Below are 19,868 nucleotides of genomic sequence, written 5' to 3'. Positions count from 1 at the left end.
TACTCTTCATCCCTTAAAGAGGATGGTTGTATTTTTCTTAGGAAACGGATATAGAAATTTCTTCCGAAAAGGAATTATATAAGTTAGTGATATTGTAATTGATTAAGTAAGAGAATTTTGAGAAAATAACTTTATCAAGCAGAAATTCATTAAATTTAAACCGATGCGGACGAATATTCAATATTTGCTTTAAAATGCTGTAAATGCTGGATTATGTTCGTGGAGTAAGCTCAACAATTGAAATCGAGGAGATTTTAAATGGCTTTTGAATTGGCTGAATTGCCGTATGATTATGACGCTCTTTCACCTTATATGTCACGCGAAACGCTAGAATACCATCATGATAAGCATCACCTCGCTTATCTTGTTAATACCAATAATTTTGTAAAAGAATTAGGCTTAGAAAATGAGAGCCTTGAAGATATTATTAAAAAAAGCTTTGGACAGAATGTTGGTTTGTTTAATAATGCTGCTCAATGCTATAATCATCACCACTTTTGGCACTGGATGAAAAAAGGTGGTGGCAGTAAAAAACTGCCTGAAAAATTGGCGAATGCTATTAAATCTGATTTAGGTGGCTACGATAAATTTCGTACTGACTTTATTGCTGCTTCTTGTACTCAATTTGGTTCTGGATGGGCGTGGGTTGCTGTTAAAAATGGTAAGCTTGAAATTATGAAAACACCCAATGGTGAAAATCCTTTAGTTCATGGTGCTTATCCTATTTTAGGTATCGATGTATGGGAACATTCCTATTACATTGACTATCGCAATGCGCGTCCCAAATACGCTGAAGCTTTCGTAGATAACTTAATTAATTGGGACTATGTTTTAGAGCTTTACGAAAAATCTGGACTTTAGATTTTTTTCACAATGCCTTGTATAATTGCTAAGGCTTCACATTTATTGAATCGTGGAGCCTTTTAATAAAGAAACAGTTTCTAAATTAACATTGATTCTTCTCACTATTTTTAGAATGTACGCGTAAATATATGCGACCTCTTCTAACCTAGAGAAACGTCCAGCAGCGCCTGCGTGACCTGAATCCATGTTAATGCGCAATAAGATTGTGTTGTCATCTGTTTTTAAATCGCGCAATTTTGCTACCCATTTTGCAGGCTCCCAATAAGTAACACGAGGATCAGTTAATCCTGTTATAACAAGGATAGATGGATATCTTTGAGCTTTAATGTTATCATAAGGTGAATAAGATGCAATAAGGTTATAATCCTCTTTTGATTCAAGAGGATTTCCCCATTCTGGCCATTCTGGTGGGGTAAGTGGTAGTGAGGAGTCCAACATCGTAGTTAAAACATCAACGAAAGGTACATTGGCTACGATGCCAGCAAAATCCTGCGGAGCTATATTTGCAACAGCTCCCATCAGCATTCCTCCTGCTGAACCACCGTGAGCTATAAGACGATCATGGGAAGTAAATTGATTGTTTACAAGATAGCGCCCACAAGCAATAAAATCTGTAAATGTATTGTATTTAAAAAGATGCTTTCCTTTTTCATGCCATTCAACTCCTTTCTCTTTTCCTCCACGAACGTGAGCAATAGCATAAATAAAACCTCTGTTAACCAAAGAAAGAACATTGCTATTAAAACTAGCAGGAATAGAAATACCATAAGCACCATAGCCATAAAGAAGACAAGGTGCGCTACCATTGAGAGAAATCGTCTTATGATAAAAAAGTGAAATAGGTATCTTTTCACCATCATCCGCAGTTGCCATGAGGCGTCTTATCACATAATCATCTTTATTATGCCCAGATGGAATTATTTGCATCTTTAGAAGAATTCGTTTGCGACTTTTCATCTCATAGTCATAAATTTGATCAGGTGTCGTCATCGATGAATAAGAAAAGCGAATAGTTTGGCTGTCATATTCTGCAGAACCTTGTAAGCTCAAAGAATAAGCCTCCTCTGTAAAAGAAATGGAATGAATTTCTCCAGTTGTACGTTCCATCACTTTTATGCGGGGAAGTCCCTCAAAACATTCAAGCCAAACAAGAAAATTTTGATAGGCATCATGAGATATAATTAGTCGCCCAAGCTCATGTGGCAAAAACTCAGACCAATTTTCTGATTGCGGAGATGTGTATGGCGCCACCATAATTTTGAAATCTTTCGCATTATCTATATTGGTAAGAACGTAAAAAACATCTCCACCTTCCGTGAGTGAATATTCAATCCCCTTTTGTCGCTTTCGTACACATTTAGGCGTAGCAACAGGCTCTTCAGCCGAAATAAGCCAAATTTCTGACGTTTCATGATCATGAATATGAACATAAATGACGTCGTTAAGCTTAGAACCACTTACATGTAAAAAAAAACCTGGATTATCCTCATAAAAAATGAGCTTATCTTGCAATTGATCCGTATTTAATCGATGATAATAGAGCTCAGAAGGTCTATGATTTTTATCCATCTTAGTATAAAAAAATCCTTCTGATTTAGCATCCCAAACAATCTGCCCAGATGTATCAGTAATTATGTCTGAACAATCAGATAGTGTTTCTAAATTGCGAATTTTAGCCGTATAAAACTCTGATCCCTTATCATCATAAGTCCATACCACATGTGTATGATCAGGAGATACTTGGACAGAACCAAAACTGAAATATTCTTTTCCCTCAGATAAGGAATCACCGTTAAGGTAAACCTTTTTTTCTCCTCCATCCCGTAACGTACGAAAATAATGCGGTTGTTGACCTTCAGAAATATAAGAAAATCCGTAAGAAAAAGAGCCTCGCTTCACAGGAACAGAACTATCATCCTCTTGGAGACGACTTTTCATCTCAGAAAAAAGCAACTCTTGTAATAATTTTGTATCAGCCATTTGAGCAGTTTGATAAGCATTTTCCTTTTCAAGATAATCTCGAATACTTTTATTAAGACAGTTAGGATCTTTAAAAACATTTTGCCAATTGGATGCTCGTAACCAATGATAAGGATCATTGCGACAAATACCATGATGAATTTCTTCATGAACAATTTTTAATGCCTTTGGGGGAAATACCGAAGAGCAAGTCATAAACGATCCTCTGTAAAATATATTGATAGTTTTACTGATATGTTAGAATCACACTGCCTATACAATAACAGCTAATATCGGAAATATTCAAATCAAAATCTCTTACAAAACAGATCTGAAGTAAGTTCATGGTCATTATGCTGTTTATTTCCACTTATTACATATTGTAGACATCCTTTTATAAGCGTAATGCCATTCAGATAAAAAAATTATGCAACATACCCTTCGATAAACAAATTAAATTTTTACTCTAACTAACAAAAAATGCTACCGAAAATATAATAAGATATATTTTAAAATAGATAAATGTACTTAAGATAGTGCCACTCATATGAAGAAGAAAATTGATATCATAATGATGCATTAAGAGTATGTTGTTCTGGTTCTATTTTTATGTCATTTTGTGTCTATTTTGTACATTTTATTTTGTTCACTGCACTTTTGCTGATTTTTTTTTTAAAAGTCGTTTATGTCGTTTTTTATGTTTAAAAAATACAATCATTAAATTAAATTAATGCTTTCTCATATAAAATATTAAAAATATGATAGAATAAGTGCATAAAATTAAAGGTTTATTTTATAAATTGCATTTATTCACTTAATAATTTCATTTTCTTCATTTAATAATTTTATTTTTAAATTATATATAAAATAACTAAGCATGCCATATATTATATCTTAGGCATGATATTCTATAAAAAAAACTATATTATAAAAAGAAAGAAGATAGTTTTTCTTATCATATATTATGACAAAAAAGAGGAATTTGTTTGATTTTTTTGTGTTTAAGCGATTTTGTAGAATAATTGAATTGACAAAAAAGATTTTTGTACAATATGAAATCTACGTGCATGGGATCTCTGTATCACGAGTATAAGTGCAAATTATATCTCTATTTTAAATTAAAGGGAACAAGAATGGAACATCATCCAGTCTTAGAGACTGAAAGCAATTTAGTTATTACATTGGTTGCCGATATTGTTGCTGCTTATGTGAGTAATAATTCGATCCGACCAACTGAAGTGCCAAGTTTGATTTCTGATGTTCATGCTGCTTTCCTAAAAGCAGGAAATACGGAGTTGACCGAAGTTGAAATTGAAAAGCAAAGGCCTGCCGTTAACCCGAAGCGTTCCATTTTCCCAGATTACCTTATCTGCCTTGAAGATGGAAAAAAGTTTAAATCTTTAAAACGTCATCTTATGACACATTATGGAATGTTGCCAGATGAATACCGTGAAAAATGGCAATTGGATAGCTCTTACCCTATGGTCGCACCTAATTACGCTAAAGCACGTTCAGCACTAGCAAAAAAAATGGGACTTGGACGAAAAAGTCAAAGAAAAAAGAGTAAGTAATCACGTTTTTTAAAATGATTATATCAGGTATAGAAACACTTTTATCAAGAATATTTTCTATGATATTTCCTTGGTAAAAGACTAATTCTTATAGGTAACTCTCATTGCGAATGCGCTCAATCATAGATTTAAGTCCGTTTGATCGTTGTGGCGTGAGATTTTCGTTTAAACCGAGTTTTTCAAGGAAACCTTCAGCGTCAGCGTTACGAATCTCAGAAGCTCTTTTACCTGAATAAAAAGCAAGAAGGATATATATGAGCCCACGCACAATATGGGCATCAGAATCACCATGAAATGTTAACATCGGATTTTCTGAATTATCATGCGAAGCTATAAGCCATACTTGGCTAACACAACCAGGAACTTTATGAGAATCGTTTCGCGCACTTTCTGGAAAAGGTGGTAATTCACGGCCAAGTTCAATCACATAGCGATAGCGATCTTCCCAGTTATCCAAAAAAGAAAAATTTTCTATAATATCATCAATCGTTTCTGCCATAACCTTAGTCCTGTTTTTTGTTAATTGTGTTTGTGCATTTGGTTGACAGATAAATACCTATTTCGCTTAACATGAAGTAACAGCAAACGTAAGAGCTTTTATTTTAAGTTGGTGTTAAATAATTCTGTTTTTGTGTAGGCTTATGCATGCCCTTCTCTGGAGAAGAACTTTCTGGTTGAGTGATACTTTTATCATCTAGTAGGCTCTTCAGATATTCGTAAGCAGTTCTTGCACCGTGATGTGCACGCTGACCAAGTGAATTTAAAAAAGATTTTCCAGTTTTGCAGGTTTCTATATGGCGTTCACAGAACGTCCCTAGATCCGCTAAAACTTCCTTAAAGACAATGATGACATCACTCATTGTGGTTTCACTGTCTTTTAGAATAAAAGAATGGTGACTACTCTTCTTTGCTGCAAAAAATGAAATAGCAACAAAAATAAAAAACAGCAGAAACGATAATTTTATTAAAGAACGTATCATAGAAAACTAGTGTATCTCAATTACAAATGAAACAAAAGTAGAAGTCTATGCTATGCTTCTTTATGAAAGATTGACAAAATAGCATTTACGAAATTAGATTTTTTTTATGACCTTTTCACTACCTATGTTGTAAAAACATATATAATTTTTCTCTTATACAAACAGAACGCGTTATTCATTCTGTAAATGAGTTAGCGTCAAAAATGTACAAAAAAGCGTTTAAACATCCTGCAAATTTTCATCGCTTAATAATGAGACGCTAGCAACACTGATAATAAACAAACAGCAAGTGCAATTTGGAGAATGCGTAAAATTGGAATACTGCTTAATCTTCTTTAATTTTTTAAATTTCAAGAACCTATAGCCATAAAATTAAGCGAATTGAACATATCATTTTTTGTTTTGTGGATATCTGCAAAAAACTTTAACTTAAATTTACGAAATTTATTGAATATTAGCAGAGTGGACTTAACTACTGAAAAATAATAAAATATCGTGGAGCCATTATGCTGGGAGTGTTGCTGCATGAAAACATAAATTCATGCATGTAAAAGTATTCAAGAGGTTTATGTATCACTACAGGTGTAACGGAATTACAGGGAAATGGCTTAAACTTGATCTTAAATACTTCTTAATATATGCAAAAATGGTAGAATCAAAAAATATATGCATCACCGTTTTAAAAAGTATTTGATATGAAATAATTACATTGATAGATAAGATCGTATCGTGTTGCTATAGGCTTTCTTTGCGTGAACTAAGACTAAAAGTGTAGACAAGAATAAAGAATAGTTTGTGATGATTTCTTTTTAAGAGACAATTCGAAACTAGCAGTAAAAAATAAAGGCAATGGCAAAAAGACGAAAAATACACAAAAAAAAAGTTATGAAAAAGCGTATACAACGCAGTATTATTATAACATTTTTTCTCATAAGTAGTCGTTTTCTTTTTTGGATAGCAAAGAAGATTTATTATTATGCATGCAAAAACACTTTGTTGATTATTGGACTTTTTATCTTTACTATTAGTTTCGTATTAATTTTATTTAATGCTTTATTTTCGCAAATGACTGAACATCAAGGTGTGTTTACTCAAATAGAACTAAAATCTATTTCAAACACAGCAAAAAATTCTGCTTTTTATGCAAAAAAATTAGAAACTCAATTAAGAAATCCACAAAACAGTTCATCTTTACGATTTTCTTCAGAAAACACATTAAAAATTCAGAAAAAACTAGCGAAATTAGGACTCTATACTGGTTCTCTGGATGGAATAGAAGGACCTAAAACACGCCGTGCCATAGCATTATGGAAAAAGCAGAATGCTAACAAAATAAAAAATATCTCTTTATCAAAAGATACAACGGATAAAATTGCAGTATTAATTCAACAAAGTGAAATAGAACCAGCAAATGAGGGGAAAAAAAGTAAAGATCTATCTGACACACAAACAATCATTTCAAAGCCTCCCACTACAGAGATTGAAAAAGTGCAGCACGCCTTACGCATTTTTGGTAACCACGAAGTGAATATTACAGGTGTAGAAGATCAAAAAACTGTAGATGCCCTAAAACAATTTCAAAAAATGTTTAACCTTCCTGTAACTGGTAAGATTAATCGTACAGTTTTAGTAAAAATGCATAAAATCGGCTTGCTGGATTAAACACACGCTCACCCTTATAGGCACAGAAGTTTAAAATACTCAACCTACGTCTTGTATCTTTTATCAATACTTGAAGTATCATATTTTCACCTTTTAAATTCGTATAGCCTAATAATGCACCATAATTTTCCTCCAAAAATAAACTAAAAGCCTATTAGTAATTCTAATCCACATGCCATAATCGTAACGTGATGAAAATACCTTTTCCCCCCCCTTATGTCCTTCTCGCAATCACCGACTGCGCTGCAGCTAACCGCGCAATAGGAACCCGAAAAGGAGAACATGAAACATAATCCAAATCATTTTCTTCGCACAAAGCAATAGAAGCAGGATCTCCCCCATGTTCGCCACATATTCCCAACTTAATTTTCTTACGCTGTGACCTCCCGCGCTGTGCTGCAATAGTGATAAGCTCCCCTACTCCATCACGATCAATTGACACAAAAGGATCTTGTTTTAAGAGTCCTTTTTGAAGATAAGTAGCTAAAAATGGAGTCGCATCATCACGTGAAATACCAAAAGTGGTTTGTGTTAAATCATTTGTTCCAAATGAAAAAAATTCTGCTGTTTCTGCTATCTCTTTTGCTCGCAGAGCTGCCCTTGGAAGCTCAATCATCGTTCCAACCATGTATTGAATACTGCTTCCCTTTTCCTTCATTACCTCATGAGCTACCTGATCAATATGAAATTTAATAAAATCTAATTCAGATTTTAGCGCAATAAGTGGTACCATGATTTCAAGTATAACAGAAGTTTCAGATTTTTGAGCAACTTGCGCTGCTGCTTCAAAAATCGCCCGTGCTTGCATTTCTACAATTTCAGGATAAGTAATTGCTAAACGGCATCCACGTAAACCAAGCATGGGATTAAACTCATGTAACTGATGAACACGTTCAGTAAGTGTTTCAGTAGGAATTCCCATAGTCTTCGCAACATCAAAAATTTCTGCATCCGTTTTTGGTAAAAATTCATGTAATGGCGGATCTAATAATCGAATGGTCACTGGCAAACCATGCATAATTTCAAATAATTCTGTGAAATCTGAACGCTGCATAGGTAAAAGTTTATTCAGTGCCTTGCGGCGACCAATTTCGTCGGTGCTTAAAATCATTTCCCGCATAGCAACAATACGATCACCAGAAAAGAACATATGCTCTGTCCGACAAAGACCTATACCTTCAGCACCAAAAGAACGCCCCATACGTGCATCAGATGGTGTTTCAGCATTAGCACGAACCTTTATCCTTCGAATTCCATCAGCCCACTCCATCAATTTTGCAAAATCTCCACAAAGCTCAGGTTGTAACGTAGCAACTTTTCCTTTTAAAACCTCTCCACTTCCACCATCAATTGTAATCACATCGCCCTTTTTAAAACTCTGTCCTGAAGCAAACATTGTGTTTGTATTATAATCAATCCGCACATTTCCTGCACCAGAAATGCACGGCTTTCCCATACCACGAGCTACAACAGCCGCATGACTTGTCATACCACCTCTGGTCGTTAAAATTCCTTCTGCAGCATGCATACCATGAATATCTTCTGGACTTGTTTCTACACGTACTAAAATAACTTTGCGACCACCAGTTGATGCAGCTTCAGCCTCTTCTGAAGTAAAAACAATTTCACCAGTTGCTGCACCAGGAGAAGCTGGCAAGCCACGTGCAATAATGCAACGCTTCGCCTTTGGATCAAGCATTGGATGTAAAAGCCGATCAAGTGATTTTGGCTCAATTCTCATTATTGCCTCCTCGCGACTTATCAAACCTTCCTGAACCATTTCAATTGCTATCTTCAAAGCCGCACGTGTTGTCCTCTTGCCAGAACGTGTCTGAAGCATCCACAATTTTCCTTTTTCAATTGTAAACTCAAGGTCTTGCATATCCCGATAATGCTGTTCAAGCTTTTGTGCAATCTGGCATAACTTTGAAAAAGAGTCTGGCATAATTTTTTCTAGAGATGGCTTATTTGAACCTGCAACAATACGCGCACTTTCTGTGATATTTTGGGGGGTTCGAATACCTGCAACAACATCTTCTCCTTGCGCGTTAACCAAAAATTCACCGTAAAGTTCTTTTTCCCCAGTTGACGGATTCCGTGTAAATGCAACGCCTGTAGCCGAATCATCACCCATATTGCCAAACACCATCGCCTGTACATTAACTGCTGTTCCCCAACTCTCAGGAATATTGTGCAAACGACGATAAGTAACCGCACGAACCGTCATCCAGCTTGAAAAAACTGCTCCAATTGCACCCCACAACTGTTCTTCAGGATCTTGTGGAAAAGGTTTACCTAACTTTTCTTCAACGTATGCTTTATAAGAAGAAATAATCCCTTTCCAATCATCTCCCGTCATTTCTATATCTGAATTATAACCATTGCGTACTTTTGATTCATCAAGAATTTCTTCAAAACACAAATGATCCAATCCCAAAACAACATCAGAATACATCTGAATAAAACGACGATAGCTATCATAAGCAAAACGTTCATTGTTAGTTTGTAAAGCAATTGCTTGAACAGTTTCATCGTTGATACCGAGATTGAGAACTGTATCCATCATGCCTGGCATAGAAGTTCGAGCCCCTGAGCGAACAGAGAGTAAGAGGGGCATCTTTGCATTGCCAAATTCACGACCAGTTTGCTTACCAATATACTCTACCGCTTGTTTAACAGATTCTTTCAATTCTTTGGGATATGATTTGCCGTGCTCATAGTAAAAATTACACACCTCCGTTGTAAGAGTGAATCCAGGAGGAACAGGCAATCCAAGATTACTCATTTCTGCTAAATTAGCTCCTTTGCCACCGAGAAGATTACGCTCTCTAGAACTTCCTTCTGCCTTGCCATTACCAAACCTGTAAACCCATTTCGCCATTGTGTAAATCCTCCCATATCAGCATCAAAACATCATTTGATCTGAGCTAATTATCAAAAGAAATGATTCGATTCAAAATTGGCTAAATCAAAGAAAATATTGCTTTATCAATGTATAAAATCGGATAGTATACAAAATAAATTCTTCTTAAAGATGAAAAGCAACAATCACAAACTGCAATGTATACTTTCCCAAAAAGAGAAGATTGAATTTTAAAGAAAACTATCAATTACTGAAAAAAGAGATTCCTTTGTCATAGCCCCTTCATACTTCTGGCCATTGATAAAAAAAGTAGGAATTCCCGTGACACCAAGTTCTTTTCCACGATTAAAAGAGGCATGAATTTCATCTAAAATAGCTTGATTTTTCAAACAAGCATTAAAACTCTCATCTGTAAAACCTGCCATTGAAGCAATTTTTTTCAATGGTTCTAGAACGTTCCTCTCCCAGACCCAATCATTCTGTTTCTGAAATAAAACCTCTATCAAAGGGAAATAACGATCCTCTGGAGCACATCGCGCCAACATGAAACCCGCAGCAGCTCGGGGATCAAAAACAAACTCGCGAAAAATAAGTTTTACTTTCCCTGTTTTTATGTATTTTTTGCGTATTTTAGGAAGTATATTATTGTAGAAATGCGCACAATGCGGACATGACAATGAGGCATATTCAACAATTACCACTGGTGCATTCTCTGCTCCCTCAATTTTATCTTTAACCCTACCAGATTGAAGAATCTGAGCCATATCAACAATTGCAACCGGTTGACCTCCACTAGATAAATTAGTTTCTGCATTGATTTGTGCAGTTGTAATTAAGAAAGCAGCTATTGTGAGAAAAAGAAAGGAAAAATAGTTTGTCATAAGCAATACTTTTCTTTATGTTGTTACAAGGATAAGGATATAATATCTCCTCATATATTAAAATTACAAAGAGATTTCGCTTTTTATCTATTATTTTTTTCTGCAAAAATGCAACAGCCAAGTTCATACAACGATCTATGCAATCTTTCATCGTCAATTTCTTTAAGCATTTTTTTTACGTGTTTTTTATCTTTTTCATTTGGAACGAACTTCTCAAGAAGATCATCTGTAAAAACAGATATATATCTCTGCTCAATTTTTATGCGATCGATAGCAGCATACCCAAAAAAAACATTAATTCTATGGAGCAATTCACCTGTTTTATGCATCAGTTTTAATGAAATACCCCTCTCACAAGCAATAACAAGTGTTGCAGGATGAAAAACTTCATCTTGATCTATTCGACGCCTCCAAATAATCTTAAGTGGTGTTGTACATTCACAAATATCAGAGCCTACAATTTGTGACCAATGTTCTATGAGCTCCACACTCAAACCCATTCGTCTGCGTAAAATTGGATCAAGAATCTCTGCTGTCATCTCAGAAAGAGATAAAAAATCGCATCTTTTATACTGTTTCTTTTTACGGATCATAATAAAATCATTTACCAAATTATAATATTTTTTTCTATCCAAGTGCTATTATTTTCAAAAACTTACGAATATTGATCTGATGCTTGCCTAATCAGAAATCATACAATAAACGATAAAATGAGTTGTAAATTCAAAATAAATGTTTTTTCTTTTGCACTTTGTACTTCCTATGATTGAGAATAACTATGTGTGAAATTTCTTCGCGCCTCCTTTCTTGGTACGATCAGAATCATCGACATTTGCCATGGCGTGTTTCTCCTAAAGAACAAGTGCAAGGAATCCGCCCTGATCCTTACAAAGTTTGGATCTCTGAAATAATGCTTCAACAAACAACTGTCGAGATTGTAAAACCATATTTCGAAAAGTTTTTAAGGCTTTGGCCTAACCTATCCTCTTTAGGGAAAGCTTCACAAGATGACCTTATGAAAGCATGGGCAGGCCTTGGCTATTATTCACGCGCACGTAACCTTAAAATTTGTGCTCATCAGCTAATTGAAAATTATAAAGGAAAATTTCCACAATCCATAACAGCATTGCGTACCCTATCTGGTATTGGGGACTATACTGCCTCAGCCATTGCCGCAATTGCTTTTAATTTCCCTGTAGCTGTTGTTGACGGAAATGTTGAACGCGTTGTGACTCGTTTATTTGCTATCACCTCAATGTTACCTAAGGCAAAAGCTGAAATTAAGGAAACGACACAAAAGATTACTTCTTTAAGCCGCCCTGGCGACTTTGCTCAAGCTATGATGGATCTTGGAGCGACTATTTGTACATCATATAAACCATCCTGCTCACTCTGCCCTCTCCAAGATTTGTGCAAAGCATCAAAAACGCAAACAGCAGAATTATTTCCAATCAAATCACCCAAAAAAAAACGCCCTTTACAAACTGGTTCTGCTTTTGTCGTGTTGAATAAAAATAAACAAATTTATTTGGAAAAAAGACAGGAGGAAAAACTACTCAAAGGGATGACACAAATTCCTAACAATATTGGAATAAATGATAAAGACGAATTTAAGAACGCCCCCCTCACTGCTAATTGGCAGTTTAAAGGACAAATTACACATGTTTTTACTCACTTCTCCTTAAAACTTAACGTTTACTGTATTAACGACGTCCATCAAGTGCAACGTAAAAATGGTTGGTGGTGTGACATTCAGCATCTTACCGAAGAAGCTCTTCCAACTGTTATGAAAAAAGCTATTTCTGTAGCAATCCCTAATCTCTTTAAACCCAAATAACTCCATTTGTTTAAGATAATAACACAATTTAGTTTAGCCAAAGTCAACCGTTTTTCATAAAACACCAGTTTTTAACATTTGTGAGCGTATTATCATTCTTAAGTTATCTATTGACTTCAACTGTCCATTTTCCTTGTAATACCAAAATGTCCAACCATTACAACTCTGCGAATCTTGAGCTTTTCTTCCCATTTCGTGAATAGAACCAGCTTCACCATTATACATGAGAGTACCATCAGCTCTCACAATGGCAGATATTTTTTTCTTTCTGTCATACAGAACTTCTCCAGGATAAAGTAAGCCTGCTTCCAACAAGCTATTAAATGCTACACGTGGCACAGCTTTTTTTCTGTCTAAAATCGCTAATTCCGGTCTACCTAAAGGCTTAACCGAAGCAATCCTTTCACACGCGGCATCTATATAATGCTGCTCGCGTTCAATCCCTACAAAATCACGCCCTAAAAGCTTGGCAACAGCACCTGTCGTTCCTGAACCAAAAAACGGATCCAAAATAACATCACCCGGCTTACTTGAAGCCATAATAATCCGAGCTAATAAAGTTTGTGGCTTTTGTGTTGGATGCAGCTTACGTCCTGTTTCATCCTTTAAACGTTCAGCACCAGTACAAAGGGGAAAAAGCCAATCTGAACGCATTTGCACGTCCTCATTTGCAGCTTTCAAGGAATCATAATTGAATGTATACTTTTTATCCATTTTATCCCGAACAGCCCAAATGAGTGTTTCATGAGCATTCTGGAAACGACGCCCACGAAAATTAGGCATCGGGTTATTTTTACGCCAAATGATGTCATTCAAAATCCAAAAACCTAGATCCTGTAAGGCTGTACCAACTCGGAAAATGTTATGGTACGATCCAATAACCCAAATCGTTCCATTCGGTTTCAATACACGACGACAAGAGAGCAACCATGCGCGCGTAAAAGCATCATAAGCAGCAAAATTCTCAAACTGATCCCATTCATCATCAACTGCGTCGACAAGAGAATGATCTGGACGATACAGCGTTCCAGCCAATTGTAGGTTATAAGGAGGATCAGCAAAAATCACATCAACAGAATGTTTAGGAAGTTTCTCTAATACTGCAACACAATCCCCCTTGAAGATTTTGTTGCGCCACGGCATTAGCGAAGAAGTGCGAATTAAATCTTTTTGAAGCTGAATAACTGTCATGAAATACCCAACAAAATGAACCGAAGCTGCCCTATAATCAGAATGACTTATAGATGCACACCACCGTTTCATACTTATAAATATAGAGTAAATGTATCGTTAAACTTATTCAAAATTGACGCTTAATTCTTTTCTTTCAAAAAAAGAAGCAATTCCACATCAATAGATATTTATTTTCTTTTCTTTAGTGCACTGTTCTCATATCCTTACTCGCCAATCAAATTAAGAATCATTTTCAAAGCATATCTTGACGTAATGAGAGTTTTTTCAATGCCTTTCCCCCATATATTCTTAACGCTGTAATCAGATATAAATAAGGATTATATCATGCCTCAAATAGATCTTGTTATTTTTGACTGTGATGGAGTTTTAGTGGATTCTGAGTATCTTGCAGCAAAGATTGGATCTCAGTTGCTCAGGCAAGAAGGGTATGAAATATTGCCTGAAGAATTAAGTGAGCGTTATACAGGACTAACCTTTTTTGATATTCTCAAAAAAATTGAACAGGAGACAGGTAAGATAATCTCTGTTCACCTTATAGATAAAATGTCAGATATTTTTCGAAAACAAATAAAAACTGAACTACGCGCTATCGATGGCATAAGGAAAGCAATAGAAGCTATTCGCTCTCGCTACCCCTATTGTATTTGCTCTAACGCCGCAAGCCAAGATATAAAAGAGATGCTTATCACAGTCGGTCTTTATGATCTTTTTGATAGCAAAAATAAAATATTTTCTGCCCCTGAAGTGGGAACAAAAAAAACGAAACCTGCCCCTGATGTCTTTCTTTTTGCTGCACAACAATTACGAGCAAAGCAAAAAAACACCGTGGTTATAGAAGATTCTATTCACGGAGTACACGCTGCAATAACGGCAGGAATGCGCGTCATTGGATTTGCTGGAGGATCGCATAGTTACTTTAATCATTCTGATGCGCTCACAGATGCTGGTGCTGAAACAATTATCTATAAACATAATCATTTACCAAAAGTCTTAGAAGCAATGAAAATATGGAAAGAATCAAAATAAAAACCCCATATTAGGTGATTACTTATAGATTTTCTCCCTAATGTTTTATCTAATTTGAATTTTTCTTGTTTTCTGAAAAACTGTATATCTCATTTTTCATCTAGAAAGTCCTCCCACGAATAGCGCCATATAATTAGAAATAAATAACATTATGATGACACAAATAAACACCCAACCAATTGTAATTGAATAGGCTCTTTTCAAAATATATTACCGCATATACTGCAAAATCCTATTGTAGGTTGAAACTTATTAAGCCTAATACCCTATTATAATGCTAAATTTTATCAATTAACACATAAGGACAAACCTCAGCCCTTGTATCAAAGTTTACGACACACCAACCACACTAAACTAAATGTCATCAATTTATCTTATAAAAATACTGCAATATAACTTAAAGATAAATGTTTCTAAGAAACGTATAAACCTAAAAATAAAAATTTAAATATCTTATTTTCATATAAAATAAAACTAACACACAACATGTGGGTATTATTACTTAGTACCGAACTAGATGTAATGTTTGATTGTAGTTTTATAAGATAAGCTATTTTAAAGTAGAATAGAATAAAAATTTTATCATAATTCTATCTACATATATGGAAAACATATTCATAAATAATTTTATTGTCTTTATATAAAATATAAAAAATAATACATTATGTATTTTTTATATTTACTAAATATACATAATAATATATATGATGCCAACAATGTTGCTCGTGAATATGCTTACCTATCTTCTCTGGTACATTCACTAATTCCATAAATATATTTTATCAATTTGTATTAAAAGTAAAAGTATTTGAGGTAAAATTATGCTTAAAAATTATGTACTAAATGTTTTTATAGTGTTCGCTTTTTTTCTATCACAGATAGTAAATGTTCAGGCGAATTATGCAAGCAACAAGCTGCAAAAAGAAAATTTTTATGTTTCCGCAACAGAACATAAAATAAATAAAACCGTTAGTATGGACGCTCTTTACGTTTCAAATTTTTTGGATCAAGGAACAGAGAATGAAGGAAAAATCGAAAAGGTAGTTGAACCCATAACAATAGGAGCTCTTGGATTAGGAACGCTAACTGGATACGTAACAAGCGTAGTTGGTATGGTAATTGGAGCATTAATAGGCAAAATAATAAAACTCATTATAGGAAAATAAATTCAATTTTTATTTTTTAATTTTGTAGATTATAAAATAATATGATCATTTATTATTAAAATAATTAATTTGTTATGAATTATTTTGTCGGAACAATATAATCATTAATATTGATATATTTCAATATCTAAAACTTATTTAATTCCATACATATTCGTAATTTGTATTAAAAGTAAAAGTATTTGAGGTAAAATTATGCTTAAAAATTATGTACTAAATGTTTTTATAGTGTTCGCTTTTTTTCTATCACAGATAGTAAATGTTCAGGCGAATTATGCAAGCAACAAGCTGCAAAAAGAAAATTTTTATGTTTCCGCAACAGAACATAAAATAAATAAAACCGTTAGTATGGACGCTCTTTACGTTTCAAATTTTTTGGATCAAGGAACAGAGAATGAAGGAAAAATCGAAAAGGTAGTTGAACCCATAACGATAGGAGTTCTTTCTACAACAGCCGCTTTTGGTCTCGGCTTTTCTGTTGGATCCATTATGGCTGCAGTCAGTGCAATGATTGGAATTTTAATAGCTGTGGTTAAAGGAAGCAAATAATTCTGAAATATTTGATTATCTTCTACTTGTTGTTAAAGTAACATTTAAATTACAGCCTTCCTTAAATAATTTGGAAGGCTGTTTTTATGCTTTCCGTATATAATTTTCTTCGTTATTGATAACGTTGGTTATTATGAGACAACAAAGTGTCTATCAGCGTTAAAATTGATAATTTATGCTAAAAAATACCTTAATTACGTGAAGTGTATTAATAATTTAAACATTATTAAAAATATGAAATATATGTCTGTAGAAATTTGAAAACATAAATGAAAGAAAAGTCTCGTGAAATACATTAGCACTAGAGGAAAAGCACCCGTTTTAGGCTTTACTGAAATCAGCATGACTGGACTAGCAAGTGATGGTGGCCTTTATCTTCCAGAAAAATTTCCTCAATTATCTCATGATGCATTACGAGCACTTCGCGGGCAGTCCTACATAACGATTGCTAAAACAATTCTTTCATCCTTCATGAATAATGAAATCGAATATGGCTCCTTTGAAAATATGATTTCTGAATCCTATGATACCTTCCGCCATCCAGCAGTTTGTCCATTGCGACAAACTGGTTCAAACGAATTTATCCTTGAGCTTTTTCACGGTCCTACTTTGGCGTTTAAAGATGTTGCAATGCAATTCCTTTCTAGATTTATGGATTATGTTCTTACTGAAAATAACAGATGTGCAACAGTCATTGGTGCCACGTCAGGTGATACAGGGGGAGCAGCAATACAAGCTTTCGCGGGAAGAAAACACTTAGACGTTTTTATTTTGTTCCCTAAAGGACGTGTATCTTCCATTCAACAGCGACAAATGACAACCAATCACAACCCTAATATTCATGCCATCGCTATTGAAGGAAATTTTGATGATTGCCAAACTCTTGTCAAAGCAATGTTTAACGATCACAACTTTCATCAAAAAAAAGCGCTTTTGGGGGTTAATTCTATGAATTGGGCACGCATTATGGCGCAAATTGTTTATTATTTTTCATCTGCGCTTTCCCTAGGTGCTCCTGACAGATCTGTATCATTTACCGTTCCTACTGGAAATTTTGGTGATATTTTTGCAGGTTATGTTGCTGCTAAAATGGGGTTACCTATTGCACAGCTAATTATTGCAACAAACGATAATGATATCCTCGCACGCACATTGACCAGCGGCATTTATGAAACACGACCTGTAACGTACACAATATCACCATCTATGGATATTCAGGTATCTTCTAACTTTGAGCGCTTACTATTTGAAAGCAGCGATCGGGATCCAGAATTGACTTGCAATGCTATGGAAAATTTGAAAAAAACAGGTCATTTTAAGCTTAATAAAAAACAGCTCCATAATATTCGTTCGCTATTTTCAGCTGGAAAAAGCAGCATGGCTGAAACAGCTCAAACAATTAATAAAGTTTATAAAGAAAATGGATACCTTATTGATCCACATACAGCCGTTGCTCTAAAAGTAGCTCGTGAAAATGAGCAACCTCATGTTCCAATGGTTGTTCTTTCCACCGCTCACCCTGCAAAATTTCCTAACGAAATTAAAAGTACTTGTAATATTGATGTTCCTTGGGAACCTTCTCTGGATGATTTAATGAAACACGAAGAACGTTTTATAAGTCTTGCTAATGATGAAAAAATAGTAAAAGATTATATTTTTTCAAAATCACGTGCATCTTACTAGATGTTGGCTACATTTTGATTCAAATAAAAAATGTTCCAATACCTTTATTAACAAATATTAACAAAAGGTTTGGTTTTCTTAATGGAGTTGAAAATAGATGGGTGTAGATATCAGTCACCTTAGTAATGGTTTGACTATCGCCACACACACAATGCAACAAATTGACAGTGTAGCGCTAGGAATATGGGTTAAAGTTGGCTCACGCAATGAAACCTCTGCACAACATGGAATTGCACACCTTCTTGAACATATGGCTTTCAAAGGAACAGAAAACCGTACAGCTTTTCAAATTGCAGCTGATATTGAAGATGTTGGTGGAGAAATTAATGCCACAACAAGTACTGAAATGACTGCCTATTTTGCACGCGTACTCAGAAACGATATCCCTCTTGCCATTGACATTCTTGCCGATATTTTGACATGTTCAAAGTTTGATGAAGGTGAATTAGAACGAGAAAAACAAGTCATTTTTCAGGAAATTGGTGCTGCTCATGATACTCCTGATGAGGCTGTTTTTGATCATTTTACTGAAACAGCCTTTCGCCACCAATCGTTTGGTCGCTCTATTTTGGGAACAGCAAAAACAATTCAGTCATTTACATCTGCTGACCTACATAATTTTATGGACAAACAATATAGTGCAGATCGCATGGTTGTCGTTGCAACTGGAGCTGTAGAACATGAAGTTTTTTTGCGTGAAGTTGAAAAACGTCTTGCAACCTTTCGCTCTTGTTCAACAGCGCCTTTGGCTAATCTTGCTAATTATGTTGGTGGAGATTTCCGCGAATATCGTGACTTAATGGATACACAAGTTGTTCTAGGCTTTGAAGGACGTGCCTATCATGCGCGCGACTTTTATGCAGCACAAATCCTTTCAATTATTCTTGGTGGTGGAATGTCGTCACGTCTATTTCAAGAAGTAAGAGAAAAACGTGGATTATGCTATTCTATTTATGCCTTTCACTGGGGATTTTCAGACACAGGTCTTTTTGGTATTCATGCGGCTACCGAACAAGAAAGGCTACAAGAACTGGCTCCTGTGATTCTTAATGAACTTTATAAAGCGAGTAAAAACATTCATTTCGATGAATTGAAACGGGCACAAGCGCAATATCGTGCAAGCCTTATAATGTCGCGAGAAAATCCATCTTCTCAAGCGCACCTCATCGCCCGTCAGATGCTTCTCCACGGCCGACCAATTCCAATATCCGAAACACTTGAGCGCTTAGAGCTCATTACTCCCGCAAGATTAACCGATTTAACCAATCGCCTTTTTATCAATTCTACCCCAACACTAGCGGCCATTGGTCCTGTTGGCTCTCTCATAAACTTTGATGATTTAACATCAATTCTCTCATGCAGTATAAGGTAAAACTAAATAAAATTTTTCAAGCACCTTAATACAAATTTTTGATATATTTCCCATTCGATGGGACATTATAACGGTACGTACAAGTTGTATAAACATCCATAAAAATTTACCACAAAAAGTTTTCTTCCGGAATAAATTTTGGAAACATTTATCAAAGAAGCATACAAAACTATCTAATTAGCACTTTATGTGATAAGAACCACTAATGAGTGGAGTGTACCTGCAAAGGTAAAAACTAATGGTTTAATTTTTCTTCTGTAA

At 34.9% G+C, this 19,868-nt stretch carries 16 protein-coding genes; 9 read left to right on the top strand and 7 right to left on the bottom strand.

Annotated features, from left to right (window positions below; genetic code table 11):
• Positions 1 to 258: 258 nt before the first annotated feature.
• The gene (locus tag V4P54_RS01120) at positions 259 to 861 is read left to right on the top strand and encodes a superoxide dismutase (RefSeq protein WP_455477324.1); all 603 of its coding nucleotides are present in this window, start codon (positions 259 to 261) and stop codon (positions 859 to 861) included.
• Positions 862 to 903: 42 nt separating this feature from the next.
• Here the strand turns inward: V4P54_RS01120 and V4P54_RS01115 are convergent, their stop codons facing one another.
• Positions 904 to 3,039 carry a S9 family peptidase gene (locus V4P54_RS01115; protein WP_455477323.1) on the bottom strand — a complete coding sequence of 712 codons (2,136 nt, stop codon included), beginning with the start codon at positions 3,037 to 3,039 and terminating at the stop codon, positions 904 to 906.
• 917 nt (positions 3,040 to 3,956) lie between these two features.
• Between V4P54_RS01115 and V4P54_RS01110 the strand changes: the two genes are divergently transcribed.
• A complete protein-coding gene (locus V4P54_RS01110; protein WP_455477322.1) occupies positions 3,957 to 4,394 on the top strand; it encodes a MucR family transcriptional regulator in 438 nt (145 codons plus the stop codon).
• A gap of 88 nt (positions 4,395 to 4,482) precedes the next feature.
• Here the strand turns inward: V4P54_RS01110 and V4P54_RS01105 are convergent, their stop codons facing one another.
• Both V4P54_RS01105 and V4P54_RS01100 read right to left on the bottom strand, forming a co-directional pair.
• Entirely contained in the window at positions 4,483 to 4,893 is a 411-nt protein-coding gene (locus tag V4P54_RS01105) for a SufE family protein (protein ID WP_455477321.1), read from the bottom strand.
• Positions 4,894 to 4,996: 103 nt separating this feature from the next.
• Positions 4,997 to 5,254, bottom strand: coding sequence for a DUF5330 domain-containing protein (locus V4P54_RS01100; RefSeq protein WP_455477320.1), 258 nt, complete (start codon positions 5,252 to 5,254; stop codon positions 4,997 to 4,999).
• A 969-nt stretch (positions 5,255 to 6,223) separates the two neighbouring features.
• Between V4P54_RS01100 and V4P54_RS01095 the strand changes: the two genes are divergently transcribed.
• Complete coding sequence (locus tag V4P54_RS01095) at positions 6,224 to 7,036, top strand: peptidoglycan-binding domain-containing protein (protein ID WP_455477319.1); 813 nt, start codon at positions 6,224 to 6,226, stop codon at positions 7,034 to 7,036.
• 214 nt (positions 7,037 to 7,250) lie between these two features.
• Here V4P54_RS01095 and ppdK read toward each other — a convergent pair whose 3' ends face one another.
• The 3 genes from ppdK to V4P54_RS01080 form a co-directional block, all read right to left on the bottom strand.
• Positions 7,251 to 9,917: a pyruvate, phosphate dikinase gene (ppdK, locus tag V4P54_RS01090; RefSeq protein ID WP_455477318.1), complete on the bottom strand. Its 2,667-nt coding sequence runs from the start codon at positions 9,915 to 9,917 to the stop codon at positions 7,251 to 7,253.
• A gap of 212 nt (positions 9,918 to 10,129) precedes the next feature.
• Positions 10,130 to 10,780 carry a DsbA family protein gene (locus V4P54_RS01085; RefSeq protein ID WP_455477317.1) on the bottom strand — a complete coding sequence of 217 codons (651 nt, stop codon included), beginning with the start codon at positions 10,778 to 10,780 and terminating at the stop codon, positions 10,130 to 10,132.
• A gap of 83 nt (positions 10,781 to 10,863) precedes the next feature.
• The gene (locus tag V4P54_RS01080) at positions 10,864 to 11,373 is read right to left on the bottom strand and encodes a DUF721 domain-containing protein (RefSeq protein ID WP_455477316.1); all 510 of its coding nucleotides are present in this window, start codon (positions 11,371 to 11,373) and stop codon (positions 10,864 to 10,866) included.
• 185 nt (positions 11,374 to 11,558) lie between these two features.
• Here V4P54_RS01080 and mutY point away from each other — a divergent pair, with 185 nt between their 5' ends.
• Positions 11,559 to 12,617, top strand: coding sequence for an A/G-specific adenine glycosylase (gene mutY / locus V4P54_RS01075; protein ID WP_455477315.1), 1,059 nt, complete (start codon positions 11,559 to 11,561; stop codon positions 12,615 to 12,617).
• 54 nt (positions 12,618 to 12,671) lie between these two features.
• Here mutY and V4P54_RS01070 read toward each other — a convergent pair whose 3' ends face one another.
• Positions 12,672 to 13,760, bottom strand: a complete 1,089-nt coding sequence (locus tag V4P54_RS01070; protein ID WP_455477647.1) for a DNA methyltransferase — start codon at positions 13,758 to 13,760, stop codon at positions 12,672 to 12,674.
• Positions 13,761 to 14,135: 375 nt separating this feature from the next.
• Here V4P54_RS01070 and V4P54_RS01065 point away from each other — a divergent pair, with 375 nt between their 5' ends.
• The 5 genes from V4P54_RS01065 to V4P54_RS01045 all read left to right on the top strand — a co-directional run bounded on the left by V4P54_RS01065 (position 14,136) and on the right by V4P54_RS01045 (position 19,607).
• Positions 14,136 to 14,837, top strand: a complete 702-nt coding sequence (locus V4P54_RS01065; protein ID WP_455477314.1) for an HAD family hydrolase — start codon at positions 14,136 to 14,138, stop codon at positions 14,835 to 14,837.
• An 821-nt stretch (positions 14,838 to 15,658) separates the two neighbouring features.
• Positions 15,659 to 16,003, top strand: a complete 345-nt coding sequence (locus tag V4P54_RS01060; protein ID WP_455477313.1) for a hypothetical protein — start codon at positions 15,659 to 15,661, stop codon at positions 16,001 to 16,003.
• A gap of 195 nt (positions 16,004 to 16,198) precedes the next feature.
• Complete coding sequence (locus V4P54_RS01055) at positions 16,199 to 16,552, top strand: hypothetical protein (protein WP_455477312.1); 354 nt, start codon at positions 16,199 to 16,201, stop codon at positions 16,550 to 16,552.
• A 285-nt stretch (positions 16,553 to 16,837) separates the two neighbouring features.
• Complete coding sequence (gene thrC / locus V4P54_RS01050; RefSeq protein WP_455477311.1) at positions 16,838 to 18,235, top strand: threonine synthase; 1,398 nt, start codon at positions 16,838 to 16,840, stop codon at positions 18,233 to 18,235.
• 97 nt (positions 18,236 to 18,332) lie between these two features.
• On the top strand, positions 18,333 to 19,607 hold the full coding sequence (locus V4P54_RS01045; RefSeq protein WP_455477310.1) for a M16 family metallopeptidase: 1,275 nt from the start codon (positions 18,333 to 18,335) through the stop codon (positions 19,605 to 19,607).
• Positions 19,608 to 19,868 lie beyond the last annotated feature (261 nt).

This window comes from Bartonella sp. B41, from assembly GCF_053795765.1.
The sequence above is the reverse complement of the archived record's forward strand: the minus strand, read 5'-3'. Positions and strand labels throughout refer to the sequence as shown.

Bases quoted from the DNA above. Each gene is read 5' to 3' on its own strand.
- V4P54_RS01120 (WP_455477324.1), top strand. From the start codon at position 259: ATGGCTTTTGAATTGGCTGAATTGCCGTATGATTATGACGCTCTTTCA.
- V4P54_RS01115 (WP_455477323.1), bottom strand. From the start codon at position 3,039: ATGACTTGCTCTTCGGTATTTCCCCCAAAGGCATTAAAAATTGTTCAT.
- V4P54_RS01110 (WP_455477322.1), top strand. From the start codon at position 3,957: ATGGAACATCATCCAGTCTTAGAGACTGAAAGCAATTTAGTTATTACA.
- V4P54_RS01105 (WP_455477321.1), bottom strand. From the start codon at position 4,893: ATGGCAGAAACGATTGATGATATTATAGAAAATTTTTCTTTTTTGGAT.
- V4P54_RS01100 (WP_455477320.1), bottom strand. From the start codon at position 5,254: ATGAGTGATGTCATCATTGTCTTTAAGGAAGTTTTAGCGGATCTAGGG.
- V4P54_RS01095 (WP_455477319.1), top strand. From the start codon at position 6,224: ATGGCAAAAAGACGAAAAATACACAAAAAAAAAGTTATGAAAAAGCGT.
- ppdK (WP_455477318.1), bottom strand. From the start codon at position 9,917: ATGGCGAAATGGGTTTACAGGTTTGGTAATGGCAAGGCAGAAGGAAGT.
- V4P54_RS01085 (WP_455477317.1), bottom strand. From the start codon at position 10,780: ATGACAAACTATTTTTCCTTTCTTTTTCTCACAATAGCTGCTTTCTTA.
- V4P54_RS01080 (WP_455477316.1), bottom strand. From the start codon at position 11,373: ATGATCCGTAAAAAGAAACAGTATAAAAGATGCGATTTTTTATCTCTT.
- mutY (WP_455477315.1), top strand. From the start codon at position 11,559: ATGTGTGAAATTTCTTCGCGCCTCCTTTCTTGGTACGATCAGAATCAT.
- V4P54_RS01070 (WP_455477647.1), bottom strand. From the start codon at position 13,760: ATGCCGTGGCGCAACAAAATCTTCAAGGGGGATTGTGTTGCAGTATTA.
- V4P54_RS01065 (WP_455477314.1), top strand. From the start codon at position 14,136: ATGCCTCAAATAGATCTTGTTATTTTTGACTGTGATGGAGTTTTAGTG.
- V4P54_RS01060 (WP_455477313.1), top strand. From the start codon at position 15,659: ATGCTTAAAAATTATGTACTAAATGTTTTTATAGTGTTCGCTTTTTTT.
- V4P54_RS01055 (WP_455477312.1), top strand. From the start codon at position 16,199: ATGCTTAAAAATTATGTACTAAATGTTTTTATAGTGTTCGCTTTTTTT.
- V4P54_RS01045 (WP_455477310.1), top strand. From the start codon at position 18,333: ATGGGTGTAGATATCAGTCACCTTAGTAATGGTTTGACTATCGCCACA.